The sequence below is a fragment of the Amycolatopsis sp. MEPSY49 genome (assembly GCF_051337345.1).
GTDB lineage: Bacteria > Actinomycetota > Actinomycetes > Mycobacteriales > Pseudonocardiaceae > Amycolatopsis.
On sequence record NZ_JBDLYJ010000006.1, the window covers coordinates 89,647 to 107,202 of the forward strand.

Consider the following 17,556-nt stretch of genomic DNA (forward strand, 5'->3'; position numbering starts at 1 on the left):
CGTCCCGGCGAGACTGCTGCGTCCCGGCCTTCATTCACCCTGAGCCGTGCCGGGCCTGCTGTCCACCGGGAGAAGCTGAGACACCGGTCACTCGCTCAGTCGGTGTCCTGCTTCAAGGCGGTGTCGATCGTGAGGGCCGCGGCGACCACCATGCTGGCCAGCGGATCCGGTAGCGGGTGAGGGATCTCCACGACGTAGTTGTCGGCGGTCGTGAAGGCGGCTTTGAGGAATCCGCCCCACGTCTTGGTCACCCGGGCGACCTCGGTGCCGGCGTGGTCGCGGATCGAGAAGTTCCAGGCGCGCCAGTTCTCGGCGAAGATCCCGCCGACCGAGTGGCCGTCGACGACGAAGCCGAAACGGATCTTGCCGAAGACGTTTTCCTGGACGATCTCGCCGATCGGGGTCTCGTCGGCCCTCGTGACCAGGAACCGTGACTTGAACACCTTGGCGGGGCGGGTCACCTTGAGCACGGTGCTGTGGTTGGCGTCCCGGACCTCGAACTTGTGCGTCAGGAACTGGTCGTAGTTCGTCAGCAGCCGGATCGCCTTCTTCAGCGTGCTCTGGCCGACCTCGACCACTCCGCCGAGCCGGTTGCCGTTCTGATCGAAGACGCCGAACTCGTTGGCCATCTCGATCAGCTTGGCGCGCTGGTTGACCACCAGGACCGGCTCGGTGAACAACGTCCCGCCGCCCGTGCGCGCAGCGCCTCGGCCGCGCGTCGCACGGTTGACCTGGTCCTGGATCCGGGCCGGGTCGTGCGCCCGCTCGATGTCCAGCTCGATCGGCGCGGAGTCGCTCGGTGGTGGTGCCTGGTAGGCCGGCCGGGTGTTGGCCGTCCAGGCCTGGCCGTCCCACCAACGGTGCAGACGGGGGTCCCGCGCGTCGGGATACCAACCCGGTTGCGGTGGCGAACTCGTCATGGCGGGTGAGCCTATCCGCGCCGGCCGCGTCACGGTGCCGGTAGAGGCAAATGCGGCGTATGTCTGCCTCGGGACGGCGAGGCGCGGGAGCCCGGTCGGCGCCGCCGGCGGGTGGTCGACCAGAATCGGACGTCGTGAATGAGCGAGTTTGGCCCAGCGGTGCCGCGACGGCGATCGGTTCGATGCCGGGCACCGACCCCGCGGAAGCCGCGGCGATCGTGTTCGGCGAGCTGCCGGACTTCCCGCACCTGCCGGAGCTGCCTGCCCGTGGCGTCGGCGCGGACATGCTCGGCCGGACCGCGGCGCTGCTGGTGGACCTGGCCGTCGACGTCGTGCCGAGCGGCTACCGCGTGGTCGCGCGGCCGGGACACGAGCACCGCCAGGCCGTCGATCTGCTTCGCTGGGACCTCGACGCCGTGCAGGAGGCGCGGGAGAAGGCCGGAGCCACCCCGCCGGTCTTCAAGGTCCAGCTGGCCGGGCCGTGGACGCTCGGTGCCGGAATCGAGCTGCCCCGCGGCCACCGGGTGCTCACCGACCGCGGCGCGTTGCGGGACTTCACGTCCTCCCTGTTGGACGGCCTCGCCGGTCACATCGCCGAGGTCCAGGCCAGGACCGGCGCGCCCGTGGTCGTCCAGTTCGACGAGCCGTCGCTGCCCGCGGTGCTGGCCGGTGGCCTGTCGACGCCGTCCGGCTACGGGAACGTCGCCGCGGTGCCGGCGCCCGAGGCGCGTGACCTGCTTTCGACGGTGATCGAAGGCGCGAAGGCGATCACCGGCCAGCCGGTGGTCCTGCACTGCTGCGCCGCGAAACCGCCGCTCGGGCTGCTGCGCGAAGCCGGCGCCGACGCTCTCGCCTTCGACCTCGCCGCGCTCGATGGCGCGTCCGCCGCGTTCCTCGACGAGATCGGCGAAGTCTGGGACGGCGGGGCGACGCTCTTCCTGGGCGCGGTTCCGTCGACGGCGCCCGCGTCACCGCTGACTCTGAAGGACGTCGGCGAGCCGGCGTTCCGGCTGGCGGACAGGCTCGGCTTCAACCGCGGCGTCCTCGCCGAACGCGCGGTGCCGACCCCTGCCTGCGGCCTCGCCGGCGCGACGCCGGATTGGCTGCGCCGCGCCCTCTCGCTGACGCGTGACCTGGGCAAGGCCTTCGTCGAGCCGCCGGAAGGCTGGTGACGGAATCCGGCAACTCGCCGACGTCCGCCACGCCGGGCAAGTAGCGTGGCGGCGTAGCCGATCGAACAAGGACCACTCCTGACCATGCGCCTGTTCCGCCGCAAGAATGCCGACCCGCCCGACCCGCGCACCGCGTGGCCCGAGCAGCACGTGCCGGACGATCCGGCGGCCGCGGCGGAGGCGTTCTGGCAGGGCTGGTACGACCTCCTGCCGATGGTCAGCGCGGCGCTCGGCGAGGGCGAGCCGCACCGGGTCGAGCACGAGCTCTGCCAGCTGGTCGAGGCGCTGCACCCGCGGCTGCACTTCTCGCTCGAACGTGGTCGTCGGTCGATCTACGCCCTGGTCGTAACCGGCCAGGAGGACCCCGAGCTGCGGCCGTTCACCGACGCGTGGCGCGTCGCCGCGCCGCCGGACGACGCGATCTGGGAGTACCACGACTCGGTCCCGCCGGTGCCCGACCCGACCGAGGTCACCGTCAACCTCGGCGAGCACCGGATCGCGCTGGCCGACGTCCGGGTCGTCGCGCAGGTCGACGAGGACGAGCACGTCGTCGACGTCGCCGTCTTCCACCCGGGCTTCGCCGACCTCGACGACGCGGCGCGGCAGACCATGACGTTCCTGCCGCTGGATGCGACATTGGGTGAACGGCTCGCCGCCGAACGACTACGGCGCGTGGAGACCGCGGCGGCCGAGCCCGCCGGAGCGATCACCCTTCTGGAGCTTCGTGAACTGGTCCGCGGACTGGGCACCGACGGGCACGAAAATGTCGGACCCCCCGACTAGGGTTACCACCCGTGAGCAGCACCGAACTTCCCCAGGACCCGGCCGCCGCCCCGGTGGCCGCCGAGGACGTCACCGACGTCCCGGCCGACGTGCGCGAGCGCCACGGCGCCCTCGCGGAGGAACTGCGCGATCACCAGTTCCGCTACTACGTCCTGGACTCGCCGATCGTCTCCGATGGGCAGTTCGACGAGCTCCTGGGCGAGCTGCAGCGGATCGAAGACCAGTACCCGGGCCTCGTCACGCCTGAATCGCCGACTCAGCGCGTCGGTGGCACATTCTCGACCGAATTCACCGCGTACGACCACCTCGAGCGCATGCTCAGCCTCGACAACGTCTTCGACAAGGACGAGTTCCTGGCGTGGTGCGAACGCGTCGAGAAGGAGGTCGGGCGCACCGAATTCCTGGCCGAGCTGAAGATCGACGGCCTGGCGATCAACCTCTTGTACGAAAACGGCCACCTCACCCGCGCGCTCACCCGGGGTGACGGCCGCACGGGCGAAGACGTCACGCTGAACATGCGCACGCTCGACCAGGTGCCCGAGACGCTCACCGGCACCGACGAGTTCCCGGTGCCGGCCCTGGTCGAGGTGCGCGGCGAGGTCTACTTCCGCGTCGAGGACTTCCTCGAGCTGAACGCGAAGATGGTCGAAGCGGGCAAGCCGCCGTACGCGAACCCGCGCAACACCGCGGCCGGTTCGTTGCGGCAGAAAGACCCGAAGATCACTCGCGAACGCCGGCTGCGCTTGATCTGCCACGGCCTCGGCAAGCGCGACGGCTTCGAACCACAGCGACAGTCGGAGGCGTACGACGCGCTGGCCGCGTGGGGCCTGCCGGTGTCACCGCACAGCAAGGTCCTCACGACGGCTGAGGAGCTCACCGAGCACATCACCTACTGGGGTGAACACCGGCACGACGCCGAGCACGAGATCGACGGCGTCGTCATCAAGGTCGACCGGGTGGCGCTGCAGCGACGGCTGGGCACGACGTCGCGCGCGCCGCGGTGGGCGATCGCGTACAAGTACCCGCCGGAAGAGGCCATCACGACGCTGCTGGACATCCAGGTCAACGTCGGGCGGACCGGACGGGTGACCCCGTTCGCGGTCACCGAGCCGGTCAAGGTCGCGGGGTCGACCGTCGCGCGAGCCACCCTCCACAACCAGGAAGAGGTCAAGCGCAAGGGCGTGCTGATCGGCGACCGGATCGTCATCCGCAAGGCCGGTGACGTCATCCCCGAGGTTCTCGGGCCGGTGGTCGACGCGCGCACCGGTGACGAGCGCGAGTTCGTCATGCCCACCCACTGCCCCGCCTGCGGCACCGAGCTCGCGTACCAGAAGGAAGGCGACAAGGACATCCGCTGTCCGAACAGCCGCTTCTGCCCCGCGCAGCTGAGGGAGCGGCTCTTCAGCCTGGCCGGGCGCGGCGCGTTCGACATCGAGGTGCTCGGGTACGAGGCCGCGGTCGCGCTGCTGGACGCCCGCGTGGTCGCCGACGAGGGCGACATCTTCGACCTCGACGAAGACAGCCTCGCCGAGGTCGAGCTGTTCCGGACCAAGGCCGGCGAGTTGTCGGCGAACGCGCGAAAGCTGCTCACCAACCTCGACGTCGCCAAAGATCGACCACTGTGGAAAGTGCTGGTCGCTTTGTCGATCCGGCACGTCGGGCCGACCGCGGCGCAGGCGCTCGCCCGCGAGTTCGGCTCGATCGAACGCATCGAGCAGGCCACCGAGGAAGAGCTGGCGGACGTCGACGGCGTCGGCCCGACCATCGCGCGCGCCACGCGGGAGTGGTTCGAGGTCGGCTGGCACCGGGAGATCGTCGAAAAGTGGCGGCGCGCCGGCGTGCGGATGGAGGAAGAGCGCGACGAGTCCATCCCGCGCAACCTCGAGGGGCTGTCGATCGTGGTGACGGGGTCGCTCGACGGCTTCTCCCGCGACGAGGCCAAGGAGGTCATCATGGCCCGCGGCGGCAAGGCGGCCGGGTCGGTCTCGAAGAAGACCGCCTTCGTCGTCGTCGGGGACTCGCCCGGCTCGAAATACGACAAGGCCGTGCAGCTGAAGGTGCCAGTGCTGGACGAAGGCGGGTTCCGCGTCCTGCTGGAGCAAGGGCCCGAGGCGGCGCAGGAGGTGGCGCTGCCGGCCGGCGACGAGACCGCCGAAGACGACTCTGGGGAGACGGATGAGTGATGTCGAGATCCGGCCACCGCGGCCCGACGAATACGCCGCGGCGGGCGAGGTCACGGTGCAGGCCTACGACGTTGACGGTCACCTTGCCGCCGACGTCGGGTACGACGCGGAACTGCGCGACATCGCGCGGCGGGTCGAGCTGGCCGAGGTGCTCGTCGCCGTCGATGCGGCGGGGGAGGTGCTCGGCACGGTGACCGTCGTGCGGCCGGGGTCGCCCTACGCCGAGATTTCGCGTCCCGGCGAGCTGGAGTTCCGGATGCTGGCCGTGGCGCCGTCGGCGCGCGGGCGGGGCATCGGCGAGGCGCTTACCCGGGCCGTGCTCGACCGCGCGCGGGCGCTGGGCGTTCGCAGGGTCGTCCTCAGCAGCCTCGAAGGGATGCGTAGCGCGCACCGGCTCTACGACCGTCTCGGATTCGCGCGGCTGGCCGAACGGGACTGGCGGCCGTACCCGCACATCAGCCTGATCGCCTACCGGATCGACGTCTGACCTGGGCGTTGCCGTAATTCGGCGACGCGCGTCAGCCGTCGAGGACGACCGCGACGATCCCGGCGAGGTGGGCGAGCCGGGCGACCTCGGCGGCGCGGAAGGCCGGGCCGCCCGGTCGCGCGACCAGGAGCGCCTTGCCCGGCTTGCCGAGCGGGGTCGCCGCCAGCTCGGTGCCGAGCTCCTTCCAGGTCTCCGGGATCCAGGCTTCTTCGCCGTCGAGCACCGTCGCGCGCTCGAGCGGCAGCCACGGCAGGTCGGTGATCGGCGTCTCGGGGGCGGCGCTCGACGACGCCAGCCGGAGCGCGCCGGTCTCCGAGTGCTCGACGATCATCGCCCAGCCGGCGCGCACGATGCGGGGCACGCCTTCGGCCAGGATGTCGAGGCCGGACTTCGGCTGCGCGGCGATCTCTTCGACAAGTTCGAGCTCGCGGTGCGTGTCCAGCACGCCCGCGTATGGGCGGACCGCGTCCACTTCGACGCCGTCGACGCTCTCCGCCGCCGTGATGAGCGCGTCGGGCAGACGACCGGACGGCAGCTCGACCACGAGGTCGTCCACCGCCACTCCGGTGCCCCGCTCGACGACGTCCACGCTGAGGATGTCGGCGCCCACCGTGCCGAGCGCCGTGGCGACCGCGCCGAGGGTCCCCGGGCTGTCCGGAAGGATGACCCGGATCAGGAACGACACCACGCGCCCCTCTCGCCTCTGGCGTCCCAGCCTTGCCGTGGGACGCTCGATGCCGGTCGCCGATTGTGACAGACCCACCCGGTCCGCGGGCCTGCTGTCCGCCGGGCGGGAGTCGAGCGTCGCCGGACGGCACCCGGCCTGCGCCGGGCGTAACCCAGTCGAGTCCGCCCGCGCCGTCACCATAGACTTGCAGCTTCCGAGACAACCCGCACAGCACAACCCGGGAGTCACCCGCGTGCCCAACATTTCCCGAGACGAGGTCGCGCACCTCGCGAAGCTGGCCAGGCTGGCCGTGACCGACGACGAGCTCGACGTCTTCGCCGGCCAGCTCGACCAGATCCTGGACTCGGTGGCCAAGGTGAGCGAGGTCGCCGCCGACGACGTGCCGCCGACGTCGCACGCCGTGCCGCTGACGAACGTCTTCCGGCAGGACGTCGTCCGCCCCGGGCTCACGCAGCAGCAGGCGCTGGCCGGTGCGCCGGCCGCCGAGGACGGCCGCTTCCGGGTGCCGCGGATTCTGGGGGAAGAGCAGTGACCGAGCTCATCAAGCTGACCGCCGCGGAGCTGGCGGAGAAGATCCACGCGCGCGAGGTGTCCGCGGTCGAGGTCACGCAGGCCCACCTGGACCGGATCGCCGAGGTCGACGACCACGTCCACGCGTTCCTGCACGTCGACACCGAGGGCGCGCTGGCCGCGGCCAAGGCTGTCGACGAGGGCATCGCCGGTGGCGGCGCGCCCGCGTCGGCGCTGGCCGGTGTGCCGCTCGCGCTGAAGGACGTCCTCACCACCGAGGGCATCCCGACGACCTGTGGTTCGAAAACGCTCGAAGGCTGGATCCCGCCGTACGACGCGACCGTGACGCGCAAGCTGCGCGAAGCCGGTGTCGTGATCCTCGGCAAGACGAACATGGACGAGTTCGCCATGGGTTCGTCGACCGAGAACTCGGCGTACGGCCCGACGCACAACCCGTGGGACCACGCCCGCATCCCGGGCGGGTCGGGCGGTGGCTCGTCGGCGTCGATCGCGGCGTTCGAGGCCGCCATCGCCATCGGCACCGACACCGGCGGGTCGATCCGGCAGCCCGGGTCCGTCACCGGCACCGTCGGGGTCAAGCCGACCTACGGCGGGGTGTCGCGGTACGGGCTCGTCGCGTTTTCGTCGTCGCTCGACCAGGCCGGCCCTTGCGCGCGGACGGTGCTCGACGCCGCCCTGCTGCACGAGGTCATCGCCGGGCACGACCCGCTCGACGCGACCTCCATCGACGCGCCGGTGCCGCCGGTGGTCGCCGCCGCCCGCCAGGGCATGGCCGGTGATCTCAAGGGCGTCAAGGTCGGCGTCGTGAAGGAGTTCGGCGGCGAGGGCTACCAGCCGGGCGTCGAGCGGTCGTTCCAGGCCGCGGTCGAGCAGCTGCGCGCGCTCGGGGCCGAGGTCGTCGAGGTCTCGTGTCCGCATTTCGTCTACGCGCTGCCCGCGTACTACCTGATCGCGCCGAGCGAGTGCTCGTCGAACCTCGCCCGGTTCGACGCCATGCGCTACGGCCTGCGCGTCGCCGACGACGGCACGCACAGCGCCGAAGAGGTCATGTCGCTGACCCGCGAGAAGGGCTTCGGCGCCGAGGTCAAGCGGCGCATCATGCTGGGCACCTACGCGTTGTCGTCCGGCTACTACGACGCCTACTACGGCTCGGCGCAGAAGGTGCGCACGCTGATCACGCGTGACTTCGCGGCCGCGTTCGAAAAGGTCGATGTCCTCGTTTCGCCCACGACGCCGACCACGGCGTTCAAGATCGGCGAGCGCGTCGACGACCCGATGGCGATGTACCTCGCCGACCTGTGCACGATCCCGTCGAACCTCGCCGGCAACGCCGCGATGAGCGTGCCGAGCGGGCTGTCCGACGAGGACGGCCTGCCGGTCGGCCTGCAGATCATGGCCCCGGCGCTCGCCGACGACCGGCTCTACCGGGTCGGCGCCGCCTACGAGGCCGCCCGCGACGCCGCCGCCGGCGGGGCGCTCATCCACAAGGTCCCGGAGCTGGGAGGAACGAAGTGACTGCCGTGGCCGAGTTGATGGACTACGCCGACGTCATCGAACGCTTCGACCCGGTGCTCGGGCTCGAAGTGCACGTCGAGCTGAACACGAACACGAAGATGTTCTGCGGCTGCCCGAACGAGTTCGGCGGCGAGCCGAACACGAAGGTCTGCCCGACCTGCCTCGGCCTGCCCGGGGCGTTGCCGGTCGTCAACGGCAAGGCCGTCGAGGGCGCGATCCGCATCGGCCTGGCGCTGAACTGCGAGATCGCCGAGTGGTGCCGGTTCGCCCGGAAGAACTACTTCTACCCGGACATGCCGAAGAACTTCCAGACGTCGCAGTACGACGAGCCGATCGCCTTCAACGGCTACCTCGACGTCACGCTCGACGACGGCGAGATCGTCCGCGTCGAGATCGAGCGCGCGCACATGGAGGAGGACACCGGCAAGTCGCTGCACGTCGGTGGCGCCACCGGCCGGATCCACGGCGCCGAGCACTCGCTGCTGGACTACAACCGGGCCGGCGTGCCGTTGATCGAAATCGTGACGAAGCCGATCGAGGGCACCGGCGAGCGGGCTCCCGAGGTCGCGCGCGCGTACGTCACGGCGTTGCGTGACCTGCTTCGCGCGCTCGATGTGTCCGACGTCCGCATGGACCAGGGCTCCCTGCGGTGCGACGCGAACGTGTCGCTGATGGCGAAGGACGCGACCGAGTTCGGTACCCGCACCGAGACGAAGAACGTCAACTCGCTGCGCAGCGTCGAGCGCGCCGTTCGCTACGAGATGACGCGGCAGGCGGCGATCCTCGCCGAGGGCGGTTCGATCAAGCAGGAGACGCGGCACTTCCAGGAGGCCGACGGCTCCACGTCGTCCGGCCGGACCAAGGAGACCGCCGAGGACTACCGGTACTTCCCGGAGCCCGACCTGGTCCCGATCGCGCCGTCGCGCGAGTGGGTCGAACAGCTGCGCGGCACGCTGCCGGAGATGCCGTCCGAGCGGCGGAAGCGGATCCAGCAGGAGTGGTCGCTTTCCGACGAAGCCCTGCGTGACCTGCTGAACGTCGGTGCTGTCGACCTCGTCGCGGCCACGGTCGAGGCCGGCGCGTCGCCGGACGAGGCGCGTGGCTGGTGGGTCAACACCCTGGCCCAGGAGGCGAACACGCGCGAGGTCGAGTTGGCCGACCTGGCGATCACGCCGAAGCAGGTGGCCGAGGTCATCGGGCTGGTTTCGTCCGGTGAGCTGACGAACAAGCTGGCCAAGGAAGTCGTCCAGGGCGTGCTCGCCGGTGAGGGCGAGCCGCGCGACGTGGTCGAGAAGCGCGGGCTGAAGGTCGTCTCGGACGACTCGGCGCTGCTCGCCGCGATCGACGAGGCCCTGGCGTCGCAGCCGGACGTCGCGGACAAGATCCGCGGCGGCAAGGTGGCCGCGGCGGGCGCGATCGTCGGCGCGGTCATGAAGGCGACCAAGGGGCAGGCCGACGCCAAGCGGGTCCGCGAGCTGATCATCGAACGCGTCGGTTCCTGACCGTTGTCTTTTTCCGTCAAGAGCGTCACCTGGCGCGAGTGGCTCGGCCTGGCGGCCGGGCTGCTCGCGCTGGGCTCGACGTTCCTCCCGTGGACGACGCTGAGCACGAACAAGCCCGACATCGAGGCCGTGCTGTCGTCGTTGCCGCGGGGTGACGTCGTCCGGGACGCGTGGAATTCGAGCTTCTTCGCGTGGTGCCCGCCGCTGGCGCTGGTGCTGGCCGGGGTGGTCGTGGTCGTCTTCGGCCGAATCCGGAAGGCGCGGGTCAGCGGCCTGCCGCACCTGTGGCTGGTGGTCGCCGCCGCGGCGCTGCTGCTGATGGCGATCGGCTGGGTCACGCTGGACTGGGAGTTCGACGCCGACCAGCGCGGCATCTTCGACGCCGCCGGCATCGCCATCGGCGCCGGGTTCGGGCGGTTCCTCGGGGTGCTGGCCGCGCTCGTGTCGGGCGTGGCCGCTTTCTTGGACATGCGGGCGGCGCGGGCCGAAAGCCGGCAGCCGCGGAAGCGTCAGCCTCGAAGCCAGAGCCGCTGACCGGTTTTCGGCGAACTGGCCTGGGTGGCCCCGGCGGTCCGGGTCTGGGTTCGCTGCCCCGGTGACCGAGTCGTCCGTTCCGGTTGTGAGCCTACGGTGACAACGTTGACATCGGTGGCGAGCGTTGCGCGAGAAAGCGCTTTCTGACACGGTCGAAGCGAAGGGCGCCCGAGGCTGCTGGCGGCCGGCGGGCAGTGTCGGCGACCGGGAAACCCGCGACGGTGCGGTGATGTGCCGCGGCGGAATGACTCGGCGGAACGCGGCTCGCGCGGCGCTGTACGGAGGTGGCCGCGCGAGGGCGGTTGGCGTGCGGCGACGGCCCGCGCGCGTGCGGCGAGATGTGGCGGTGGCCGCGACGTGCTAGAGGTCGCGGTGTGGCGGTGGCAGTGCGGATGCCGCGAGGTGCGAGAGGTCGCGGTGTGGCGATGGCCGCACGGATGCGCGGCGAGCGTGCCGGTGTGGCGGGGGTTGCGGGGACGTAGGTCGGGCTGTTGAGGGAGGTTCCGGTTGGCTCAGGGAAAGCGCTTACGGACTGCCATCGTCGGGGCTGGGGCCATCGCCGGCAGCCATCGGACCGCCTTTCGGGCCCACCAAGACGCCGTCGATCTCGTGGCCGTCGCCGATATCGATGAAGCTCGCGCCCTCGCCTTCTGTGACGCGACCGAGGGGGCCAAGCCCTACCAGGATCTCGATACCTTGCTCGCCGAGCAGGAACCCGACCTCGTCTCGATCTGCACGCCTCCCGGGCTGCACGTCGAACAGGCCAAACAGGCCCTCGAGAGCGGCGCCTGGGTCTGGTGCGAGAAGCCCCCGTGCCGTTCGCTCGCCGAATACGACGACATGACCTCGGCCGAACGGGACGGGGGCCCGTACGTCTCCTTCGTCTACCAGCAGCGGTCCGGCTCTGCCGCCGCCCACTTCCGGAAGTTGCTCGAAGACGGGGAACTCGGCCGCCCTCTCGTCGCGCATTGTCAAACCACCTGGTACCGCGACCACGCCTACTACGCGGTCCCCTGGCGCGGACGGTGGGCGACCGAAGGCGGTGGGCCCGCCATGGGCCACGGCATCCACCAGATGGATCTGCTGCTCCACCTCCTCGCCGGCGAAGCGAACGAGTGGGCCGAAGTCCAGGCCATGACCGCCCGGCTCGTGCACGACGTCGAGACCGAGGACGTCTCCACCGCTCTCGTCCGGTTCGACTCCGGGGCGCTGGCCACCGTCGTCAACAGCGTTCTCTCGCCCGATGAAGTGAGCCGGATCCGGATCGACTGCGAACGCGCCACCGTCGAGCTCACGCACCTCTACGGCCACGCTGCCGAAAACTGGCGATACACGCTCGCGCCGAAGGCCGGGCCCATCGAGACCGAACCGAAAGAGGACGTCGGCAGCTCGCACGCCGCCGCGTTGACGCCCGTTCTCGACGCCTGCCGGGCCGGACAGCGCCCTCCCGCCGGCGGGACGGATGGGCGGCGGGTGCTCGAGTTCGTCGCCGCTCTCTACAAGGCCGCCGCGACCGGGCGGACCGTGCGACGCGGGGAGATCGGGCCGGGCGATCCGTTCTACGCGGGGATGGCCGGATGAGCGCCGACATCACCGTCACGCACCGGCACGGCGACCGCGTGATCGTCGAAGCGGCCGGCGTGCCGCTCATGTCCTATGTGTACAAGCCCGACCCCGTCGCCTACGAGTCGCGCAAGCCCTACACCCACCCGCTGCGCACCCTGCGCGGGCGGCGCGTCAGCGGGTACCGGCCCGCCGACCACCGGTGGCACAAGGGGCTGCAGATGACCTCGAGCCACCTCTCCGGCCAGAACTTCTGGGGCGGCCACACCTACGTCCCCGGCCGCTGGTACCAGGACCTGCCCGACCGCATCGGCTCGATGCGGCACGACGGCTTCGCCGGCTTCACCGTCGCCGGCGACCGGCTCACCTTCACCGAACGGCTCACCTGGGTGACCCACCGCGGCGACGAATGGGCGCGCGAGCGACGCGACATCGTCGTCCACTCCGTCGAACCCGGCGAGGGCGCCTGGGCCATCGACTGGGGCATCGAGCTGACCAACGTCCGCGACGCGCCGCTCGTGTTCGGCAGCCCGACCACCGCCGGCCGCGAGAAGGCCGGGTACACCGGGTTGCACTGGCGGGGTCCGCGCGACTTCAGCGGCGGCCGCGTCCTCGGGCCCGGTGATCTCGGCGGCGACGACATGATGGGCGCCCGGGCGCCGTGGCTCGCCTTCGTCGGCGAGCACGACGACGTCGACGCCCACTCGACGCTCGTCTTCGCGCATTCGCCGGAAAACGACCACGCGATCCACGAGTCGCACTGGTTCGTCCGATCCCAGGACACGCCCATGGTGGCCTTCTCGTGGGCGTTCTTCGAAGAATTCGCCCTGCCGCCGGGGGAGAGCTTCACCTACCGCTACCGGGTCGTCGTCGCCGATGGGGCGTGGGACCGCGATCGGGTGACCGACTACCTCGACAGGCACGGATGGTCATGAACGAATTCACACTTCCCGGTGGAATCGGTATTTCTCACTTACGCGCCTACGAGTGGGAAGCCGAGGATGGAGTCCTCGGCGGCAGTCCTCACGTCCACCTCGCCTGCACCGAGGCCTACGTCGTCACGGCCGGCCGTGGCGCCGTCCAGACGCTGAGCACCGGCGGCTACGCGGAGACGCCGCTCGAGGCCGGCGTGGTCGCGTGGTTCGCGCCGGGGACCGTCCACCGGATGGTTCAGGGTGGTGGTCTGCGCGTCACCGTCCTGATGCAGAACAGCGGTCTGCCCGAGGCCGGCGACGCCGTGTTCACGTTCCCGGCCGACGTGCTCGCCGACCCGGCCGCCTACGCCGAGGCCGCCGCGTTGCCGAAAACCGACGACGCCGCCAGAACGCGCCGTGACCTGGCCGTTCGCGGCTACTTGCCGCTGCGCGAAGCGCTGCTGGACGGCGATCCGGCGCCGCTGCGGGCGTTCCACCGGGCGGCCGTCGCGCTCGTGTCGCCGAAAATCGGAGACTGGGTGCCGCGCTGGCAGGCCGGGGCCCTGAAGGCCGCCGAACTGACCGGCGCGCACCTCAAGGCCCTCGCCGACGGCGACGGGAGCCACCTCGAACAGTCGGGTGTGCGGGTCGCGACGCCGTCGAACCCGGACGGCTTCGGCATGTGCGGGCGTCGCACGGAATACGACATCGACCAGGAGGGTCGTCAGCGATGAACCAGACGAGCATCGGAGTGCTGCTCAACGGGGTCACCGGCCGGATGGGCTACCGGCAGCACCTGCTCCGGTCGGTGCTGGCCATCCGCGAGCAAGGTGGGGTCGAACTGCCGGACGGCACCCGCGTCCAGCTCGAGCCGATCCTCGCCGGCCGCAACGCGGCGAAACTCCGGGAACTCGCCGAACGGCACGGCCTGACCGCGTGGACGACCGACGTCGAATCGGCGATCGGTGACGTCGGGATCTACTTCGACGCACAGCTGACGTCGGCGCGCGAGCCGTCGGTGCGGGCGGCGATCGCCGCGGGCAAGCACGTCTACGCCGAGAAGCCCCTGGCCGAAACGCTGCCGGCGGCGCTGGAGCTGGCCGGCCTCGCGCGCGACGCCGGGATTTGTCACGGCGTCGTCCACGACAAGCTGTTCCTGCCCGGCCTGCGGAAGCTGCGGCGGCTGGTCGACGGCGGGTTCTTCGGCCGCATCCTCTCGGTGCGCGGCGAGTTCGGCTACTGGGTCTTCGAGGGCGACTGGCAAGAGGCGCAACGCCCGAGCTGGAACTACCGCGCCGAGGACGGCGGCGGGATCGTCCTCGACATGTTCTGCCACTGGAACTACGTCCTCGAGAACCTCTTCGGCCGCGTCGAGGCCGTGACGGCGAAGGCGGTCACGCACATCCCGCGCCGGTGGGACGAAAAGGGCGACGCGTACGCGGCGACGGCCGACGACGCCGCGTACGGCATCTTCGAACTCGAGTCGGGGGCCATCGCGCAGATCAACTCGTCGTGGTCGACGCGGGTGTTCCGCGACGAACTCGTCGAATTTCAGGTCGACGGCACCGAGGGCAGCGCCGTGGCCGGTTTGCGACGATGCCGCGTCCAGCACCGCTCGGCGACGCCGAAGCCCGTCTGGAACCCGGACCTGCCGGCTACCGAACCCTTCCGCGACCAGTGGCAGGAGGTGCCGGACAACGCCGAGTTCGACAACGGCTTCAAGGCCCAGTGGGAGGAGTTCGTCCGGGACGTGGTCGCCGGACGGCAACACCGCTACGACTTCTTCTCGGCCGCCCGCGGGCTGCAGCTCGCCGAGGCCGGGCTGACGTCGTCGGCGGAAGGGCGCCGCGTCGAACTCAAGCCGCTGAGCTGATGGTCGCGAATCGGCGAAACCGGGAAGTCAGTCCTTGCCGTTGCCGCCGCCGGAGGTCGCCGGGGTGATCAGCACGACGCGGTCGTCGCTCGACACCGGCGTGCCGCCGTCCTTGTTGACCGTGCCGGCGACCGCGAGCTGCGGGTTGATCATGCTCATCCCGGCGAGCCGCCCGAACGTCTCCGGCGGCTTGCCGGTCTTGCCGTCGAGGCTCACCGACGGCTTGCCGCTGATCGCGCCGTCCGCCGTCACCGGCAGGTTCTGCAGGTTCCCGGCCAGCGACGTCGCGACGCCGAGGAGGCCGTTCGCGTCGACGAAATCCGCACAACCCGCGACACCGGGCTTGTCCGGCCACGTCCACGCCGGCGTCGTCAGCGGCTGCCCGGCCTGCACGCGGTAGAGGGCGTCCTTGTCGGCGAGCCGGTCGGTGACCCAGACGCGGCCGCCGTCGGCGGACGTGCACAGCCCGCCCGGCGCGTGCAGCCCGGCCGCCACGACCAGGGAGCCGTTCGGGTTGCCCGCCGCGGCCTTGCCGGACGTGTCGATCCGCAGGACCTTCCCGGCGAGCGAGTTCGGGTCGGCGGCGGCGTTCGGGTTGCCGCCGTCGCCGGTCGCGACGAGCAGCGCGCCGCGGTTGTCGGCGCTGATCGTGCCGCGGTTGCCGGTCGCGCCCTTCGGGATGCCGGTGAGCACGGGCTTCGCCGCCTGGCCCTTGGCGAAGCGCACGACGCGGTTGTCGGTCGCCGTGGTCACGTAAGCGAACACGAGCTGGTCCTCGACGTACGACGGCGACAGCGCGAGCCCGGTCAGGCCGCCGTCGCCGGCCGCCTGGACGTCGAGCTTCGCGAAGTCCGTGGCGTCCTTGCCCGCCGTCGCGAGCAGCACGCGGCCGCTCTTGCGCTCGCCCGCCAGCGCGCTCGGCGTGGAGCCGTCACCCGGCAGGCCGGCCACCGCCGCGACGGTGTCCAGGCAGGTCGCGATGACCGCCGGGTCGAAGTCCTTGCAGCCCTGCGGCGGCGGGACGGGGGTGGCCGACTGGCCGGGACGCGCCTGCTTGCCGTCGCCGGAGTCCGCGCCCGGGCCCTGGACCTCCGGCGGCGACTCGGGGCTGGGCACGGGCGCCGGGCTGAACGTCTGGCCCGCCGCGGTGTCGTCGAACCGCGCGCACCCGGCGGGCAGCAGGACGCCGCAAGCCAAGATCGCCAGCAGGGCCGACCGGTACCGAGTGCGCATGATCCCCCAGCCTAGGGGCCACCGCGTGAACCATGGGTGAGTACTCCTGGATTACGTTGGGGATCATGACGCTGACCGTGCTGGTCCCCGACGACGAGGGCATGACCGTGCTCGCCGAGGTGCCGCGGGTCCTGCCCGTGCGCCACCAGTGGGGCGAACCCGTGCCCGCGGAAGCCGCGAAGGCCGAGGTGCTGATCCCGGGCAAGCACCCGCCGGGCGAGCAGCTGTGGCGCACGCTGCCGAACCTGAAGCTCATCCAACTGCTGTCCGCCGGCGCCGAGGACTGGGTCGGCAAGGTGCCCGACGGCGTCCTGCTCTCGACGTGCCGGGGCGCGCACGGCGGGAGCACCGCCGAGTGGGTAGTCGCCGCGCTGCTGTCGATGTACCGGAAGCTGGACGTCTTCGGCGCGGCGCAGCGCGAGGGCCGGTGGGAGCGGCAGAGCACGGACACGCTGCAGGGCAAGCGGGTGCTCATCATCGGCGCCGGCGACCTCGGGCAGCACCTGCGGCGCCGGCTCGAGCCGTTCGACGCGCGGTGCACGATGGTCGGGATGACCGCGCGCGAGGGCGTGCACGGCGTGCGCGAGCTGCCGTCGCTGCTCGGGCTGCACGACGTCGTCGTGCTGATGGTGCCGCTGACTTCGCGCACCCGCGGGATGGTCGACGCGGCGTTCCTCGCCGAGATGCGCGACGGGGCGGTGCTGGTCAACGTGGCCCGCGGCGCCGTCGTCGAGACCGATGCCCTGGTCGCCGAATTGACCACGGGACGGTTGCGCGCCGCGCTCGACGTCACCGACCCCGAGCCGCCGCCTCCGGGGCACCCGCTGTGGACGGCGCCGGGGTTGCTGCTGACGCCGCACGTCGGTGGGGCCGTGCGCGGCGTGCGAGGGCGGTCGTACGCCGTCGCGGCGGCGGAGATCGCGCGGTACGCCGGGGGCGAGCTGCCGGACAACCTGGTCCACGGCGAGTACTGAGCTCGCCAGGGCGTCGCGGATCCCCTACCCTTCGCGCGTGAGCAGTGGAGACGACTTTTCGCAGCAGCCCACCAGCCTCCTGTCGGGCGTCGAGGACGACGGCGCCGACGACACCCCACGCCAGGGCGGGCTGGGCCTCGGCCTGCTGATCCTGCGGGTGGGGCTCGGCGCGACGATGGGCGCGCACGGCCTGCAGCACCTGTTCGGCCTGTTCGGTGGGCCGGGCATCGGCGGGTTCGCGCGGGTGCTGGAGACGTTCGGCTACCACAAGCAGACGACGCTGCTGTCGTGGATCACCGGGATCGTCGAGCTGGGCGGCGGGGTGCTGGTGGTCGTCGGGCTGTTCACGCCCCTGGCCGCGGCGGGGCTGCTCGGGGTCGCGGCGAACGCGGTGTACGCGAAGTTCCACGGCGGGTTCTTCGAGCAGCAGGGGCAGGGCTTCGAGTTCGAGCTGCTGCTGGGGATGTCGGCGCTGAGCCTGCTGTTCACCGGGTCCGGGCCGATTTCGCTGGAGCGGAACACGCCGTGGCGGAAGCGGCCGTTGCCGCTGGGGCTGGTTTCGCTGCTGCTGGCCGCCGCGGCGGCCGTGGTGGTCATCGTTTTGACGCGGTAGCGGCCTGGGGACAACTCGGCGATGTGGGCCGGGGTTGGGGACAACTCCGGTGCCGGGCCGGGAAAATGTCG

At 71.3% G+C, this 17,556-nt stretch carries 17 protein-coding genes; 14 read left to right on the forward strand and 3 right to left on the reverse strand.

Going from position 1 to position 17,556, the window contains the following annotated elements; translation table 11 throughout:
• Window positions 1-95 precede the first annotated feature (95 nt).
• Window positions 96-920 (reverse strand): phospholipid scramblase-related protein, encoded by an 825-nt coding sequence (locus ABFJ78_RS26560; RefSeq protein WP_436389171.1) that lies wholly within the window; start codon window positions 918-920, stop codon window positions 96-98.
• A 134-nt stretch (window positions 921-1,054) separates the two neighbouring features.
• Here ABFJ78_RS26560 and ABFJ78_RS26565 point away from each other — a divergent pair, with 134 nt between their 5' ends.
• The 4 genes from ABFJ78_RS26565 to ABFJ78_RS26580 all read left to right on the forward strand — a co-directional run bounded on the left by ABFJ78_RS26565 (window position 1,055) and on the right by ABFJ78_RS26580 (window position 5,545).
• Complete coding sequence (locus ABFJ78_RS26565; RefSeq protein WP_436389173.1) at window positions 1,055-2,092, forward strand: methionine synthase; 1,038 nt, start codon at window positions 1,055-1,057, stop codon at window positions 2,090-2,092.
• Window positions 2,093-2,176: 84 nt separating this feature from the next.
• Window positions 2,177-2,875: a hypothetical protein gene (locus ABFJ78_RS26570; RefSeq protein WP_436389175.1), complete on the forward strand. Its 699-nt coding sequence runs from the start codon at window positions 2,177-2,179 to the stop codon at window positions 2,873-2,875.
• An 11-nt stretch (window positions 2,876-2,886) separates the two neighbouring features.
• Window positions 2,887-5,058 carry an NAD-dependent DNA ligase LigA gene (ligA, locus tag ABFJ78_RS26575; RefSeq protein ID WP_436389178.1) on the forward strand — a complete coding sequence of 724 codons (2,172 nt, stop codon included), beginning with the start codon at window positions 2,887-2,889 and terminating at the stop codon, window positions 5,056-5,058.
• Entirely contained in the window at window positions 5,051-5,545 is a 495-nt protein-coding gene (locus ABFJ78_RS26580) for a GNAT family N-acetyltransferase (protein ID WP_436389181.1), read from the forward strand. The genes ligA and ABFJ78_RS26580 overlap by 8 nt, the downstream gene beginning before the upstream one ends.
• Window positions 5,546-5,576: 31 nt before the next feature.
• Here the strand turns inward: ABFJ78_RS26580 and ABFJ78_RS26585 are convergent, their stop codons facing one another.
• A complete protein-coding gene (locus ABFJ78_RS26585; protein ID WP_436389183.1) occupies window positions 5,577-6,230 on the reverse strand; it encodes an amino acid-binding protein in 654 nt (217 codons plus the stop codon).
• A gap of 235 nt (window positions 6,231-6,465) precedes the next feature.
• Between ABFJ78_RS26585 and gatC the strand changes: the two genes are divergently transcribed.
• The 8 genes from gatC (at window position 6,466) to ABFJ78_RS26625 (ending at window position 14,665) form a co-directional block, all read left to right on the forward strand.
• Entirely contained in the window at window positions 6,466-6,765 is a 300-nt protein-coding gene (gene gatC, locus ABFJ78_RS26590) for an Asp-tRNA(Asn)/Glu-tRNA(Gln) amidotransferase subunit GatC (RefSeq protein ID WP_284743223.1), read from the forward strand.
• Window positions 6,762-8,279, forward strand: coding sequence for an Asp-tRNA(Asn)/Glu-tRNA(Gln) amidotransferase subunit GatA (gatA, locus tag ABFJ78_RS26595; RefSeq protein WP_436389186.1), 1,518 nt, complete (start codon window positions 6,762-6,764; stop codon window positions 8,277-8,279). Before gatC ends, gatA begins: the two co-directional genes overlap by 4 nt.
• The gene (gene gatB, locus ABFJ78_RS26600) at window positions 8,276-9,781 is read left to right on the forward strand and encodes an Asp-tRNA(Asn)/Glu-tRNA(Gln) amidotransferase subunit GatB (protein ID WP_436389189.1); all 1,506 of its coding nucleotides are present in this window, start codon (window positions 8,276-8,278) and stop codon (window positions 9,779-9,781) included. Before gatA ends, gatB begins: the two co-directional genes overlap by 4 nt.
• Before the next feature lie 3 nt (window positions 9,782-9,784).
• Window positions 9,785-10,315 (forward strand): hypothetical protein, encoded by a 531-nt coding sequence (locus tag ABFJ78_RS26605; protein WP_436389191.1) that lies wholly within the window; start codon window positions 9,785-9,787, stop codon window positions 10,313-10,315.
• Window positions 10,316-10,822: 507 nt separating this feature from the next.
• Window positions 10,823-11,896, forward strand: a complete 1,074-nt coding sequence (locus ABFJ78_RS26610; RefSeq protein WP_436389193.1) for a Gfo/Idh/MocA family protein — start codon at window positions 10,823-10,825, stop codon at window positions 11,894-11,896.
• Window positions 11,893-12,813 (forward strand): PmoA family protein, encoded by a 921-nt coding sequence (locus ABFJ78_RS26615; RefSeq protein WP_436389195.1) that lies wholly within the window; start codon window positions 11,893-11,895, stop codon window positions 12,811-12,813. Before ABFJ78_RS26610 ends, ABFJ78_RS26615 begins: the two co-directional genes overlap by 4 nt.
• Entirely contained in the window at window positions 12,810-13,526 is a 717-nt protein-coding gene (locus tag ABFJ78_RS26620) for a cupin domain-containing protein (RefSeq protein WP_436389197.1), read from the forward strand. Before ABFJ78_RS26615 ends, ABFJ78_RS26620 begins: the two co-directional genes overlap by 4 nt.
• Window positions 13,523-14,665, forward strand: a complete 1,143-nt coding sequence (locus tag ABFJ78_RS26625) for a Gfo/Idh/MocA family protein (RefSeq protein ID WP_436389199.1) — start codon at window positions 13,523-13,525, stop codon at window positions 14,663-14,665. Before ABFJ78_RS26620 ends, ABFJ78_RS26625 begins: the two co-directional genes overlap by 4 nt.
• 27 nt (window positions 14,666-14,692) lie before the next feature.
• Here ABFJ78_RS26625 and ABFJ78_RS26630 read toward each other — a convergent pair whose 3' ends face one another.
• Window positions 14,693-15,898, reverse strand: a complete 1,206-nt coding sequence (locus tag ABFJ78_RS26630) for a PQQ-dependent sugar dehydrogenase (protein WP_436389201.1) — start codon at window positions 15,896-15,898, stop codon at window positions 14,693-14,695.
• A 65-nt stretch (window positions 15,899-15,963) separates the two neighbouring features.
• Here ABFJ78_RS26630 and ABFJ78_RS26635 point away from each other — a divergent pair, with 65 nt between their 5' ends.
• Window positions 15,964-16,872, forward strand: a complete 909-nt coding sequence (locus ABFJ78_RS26635) for an NAD(P)-dependent oxidoreductase (RefSeq protein ID WP_436389203.1) — start codon at window positions 15,964-15,966, stop codon at window positions 16,870-16,872.
• A 37-nt stretch (window positions 16,873-16,909) separates the two neighbouring features.
• On the forward strand, window positions 16,910-17,485 hold the full coding sequence (locus tag ABFJ78_RS26640) for a DoxX family membrane protein (protein WP_436389206.1): 576 nt from the start codon (window positions 16,910-16,912) through the stop codon (window positions 17,483-17,485).
• Window positions 17,486-17,556: the final 71 nt, after the last annotated feature.

What these genes read in the sequence shown, in the direction of transcription:
- ABFJ78_RS26570 (WP_436389175.1), top strand. Translation starts at nt 2,177, where the DNA reads ATGCGCCTGTTCCGCCGCAAGAATGCCGACCCGCCCGACCCGCGCACC.
- ABFJ78_RS26630 (WP_436389201.1), bottom strand. Translation starts at nt 15,898, where the DNA reads ATGCGCACTCGGTACCGGTCGGCCCTGCTGGCGATCTTGGCTTGCGGC.
- ABFJ78_RS26580 (WP_436389181.1), top strand. Translation starts at nt 5,051, where the DNA reads ATGAGTGATGTCGAGATCCGGCCACCGCGGCCCGACGAATACGCCGCG.
- ABFJ78_RS26620 (WP_436389197.1), top strand. Translation starts at nt 12,810, where the DNA reads ATGAACGAATTCACACTTCCCGGTGGAATCGGTATTTCTCACTTACGC.
- ABFJ78_RS26615 (WP_436389195.1), top strand. Translation starts at nt 11,893, where the DNA reads ATGAGCGCCGACATCACCGTCACGCACCGGCACGGCGACCGCGTGATC.
- ABFJ78_RS26625 (WP_436389199.1), top strand. Translation starts at nt 13,523, where the DNA reads ATGAACCAGACGAGCATCGGAGTGCTGCTCAACGGGGTCACCGGCCGG.
- ABFJ78_RS26635 (WP_436389203.1), top strand. Translation starts at nt 15,964, where the DNA reads ATGACGCTGACCGTGCTGGTCCCCGACGACGAGGGCATGACCGTGCTC.
- ABFJ78_RS26560 (WP_436389171.1), bottom strand. Translation starts at nt 920, where the DNA reads ATGACGAGTTCGCCACCGCAACCGGGTTGGTATCCCGACGCGCGGGAC.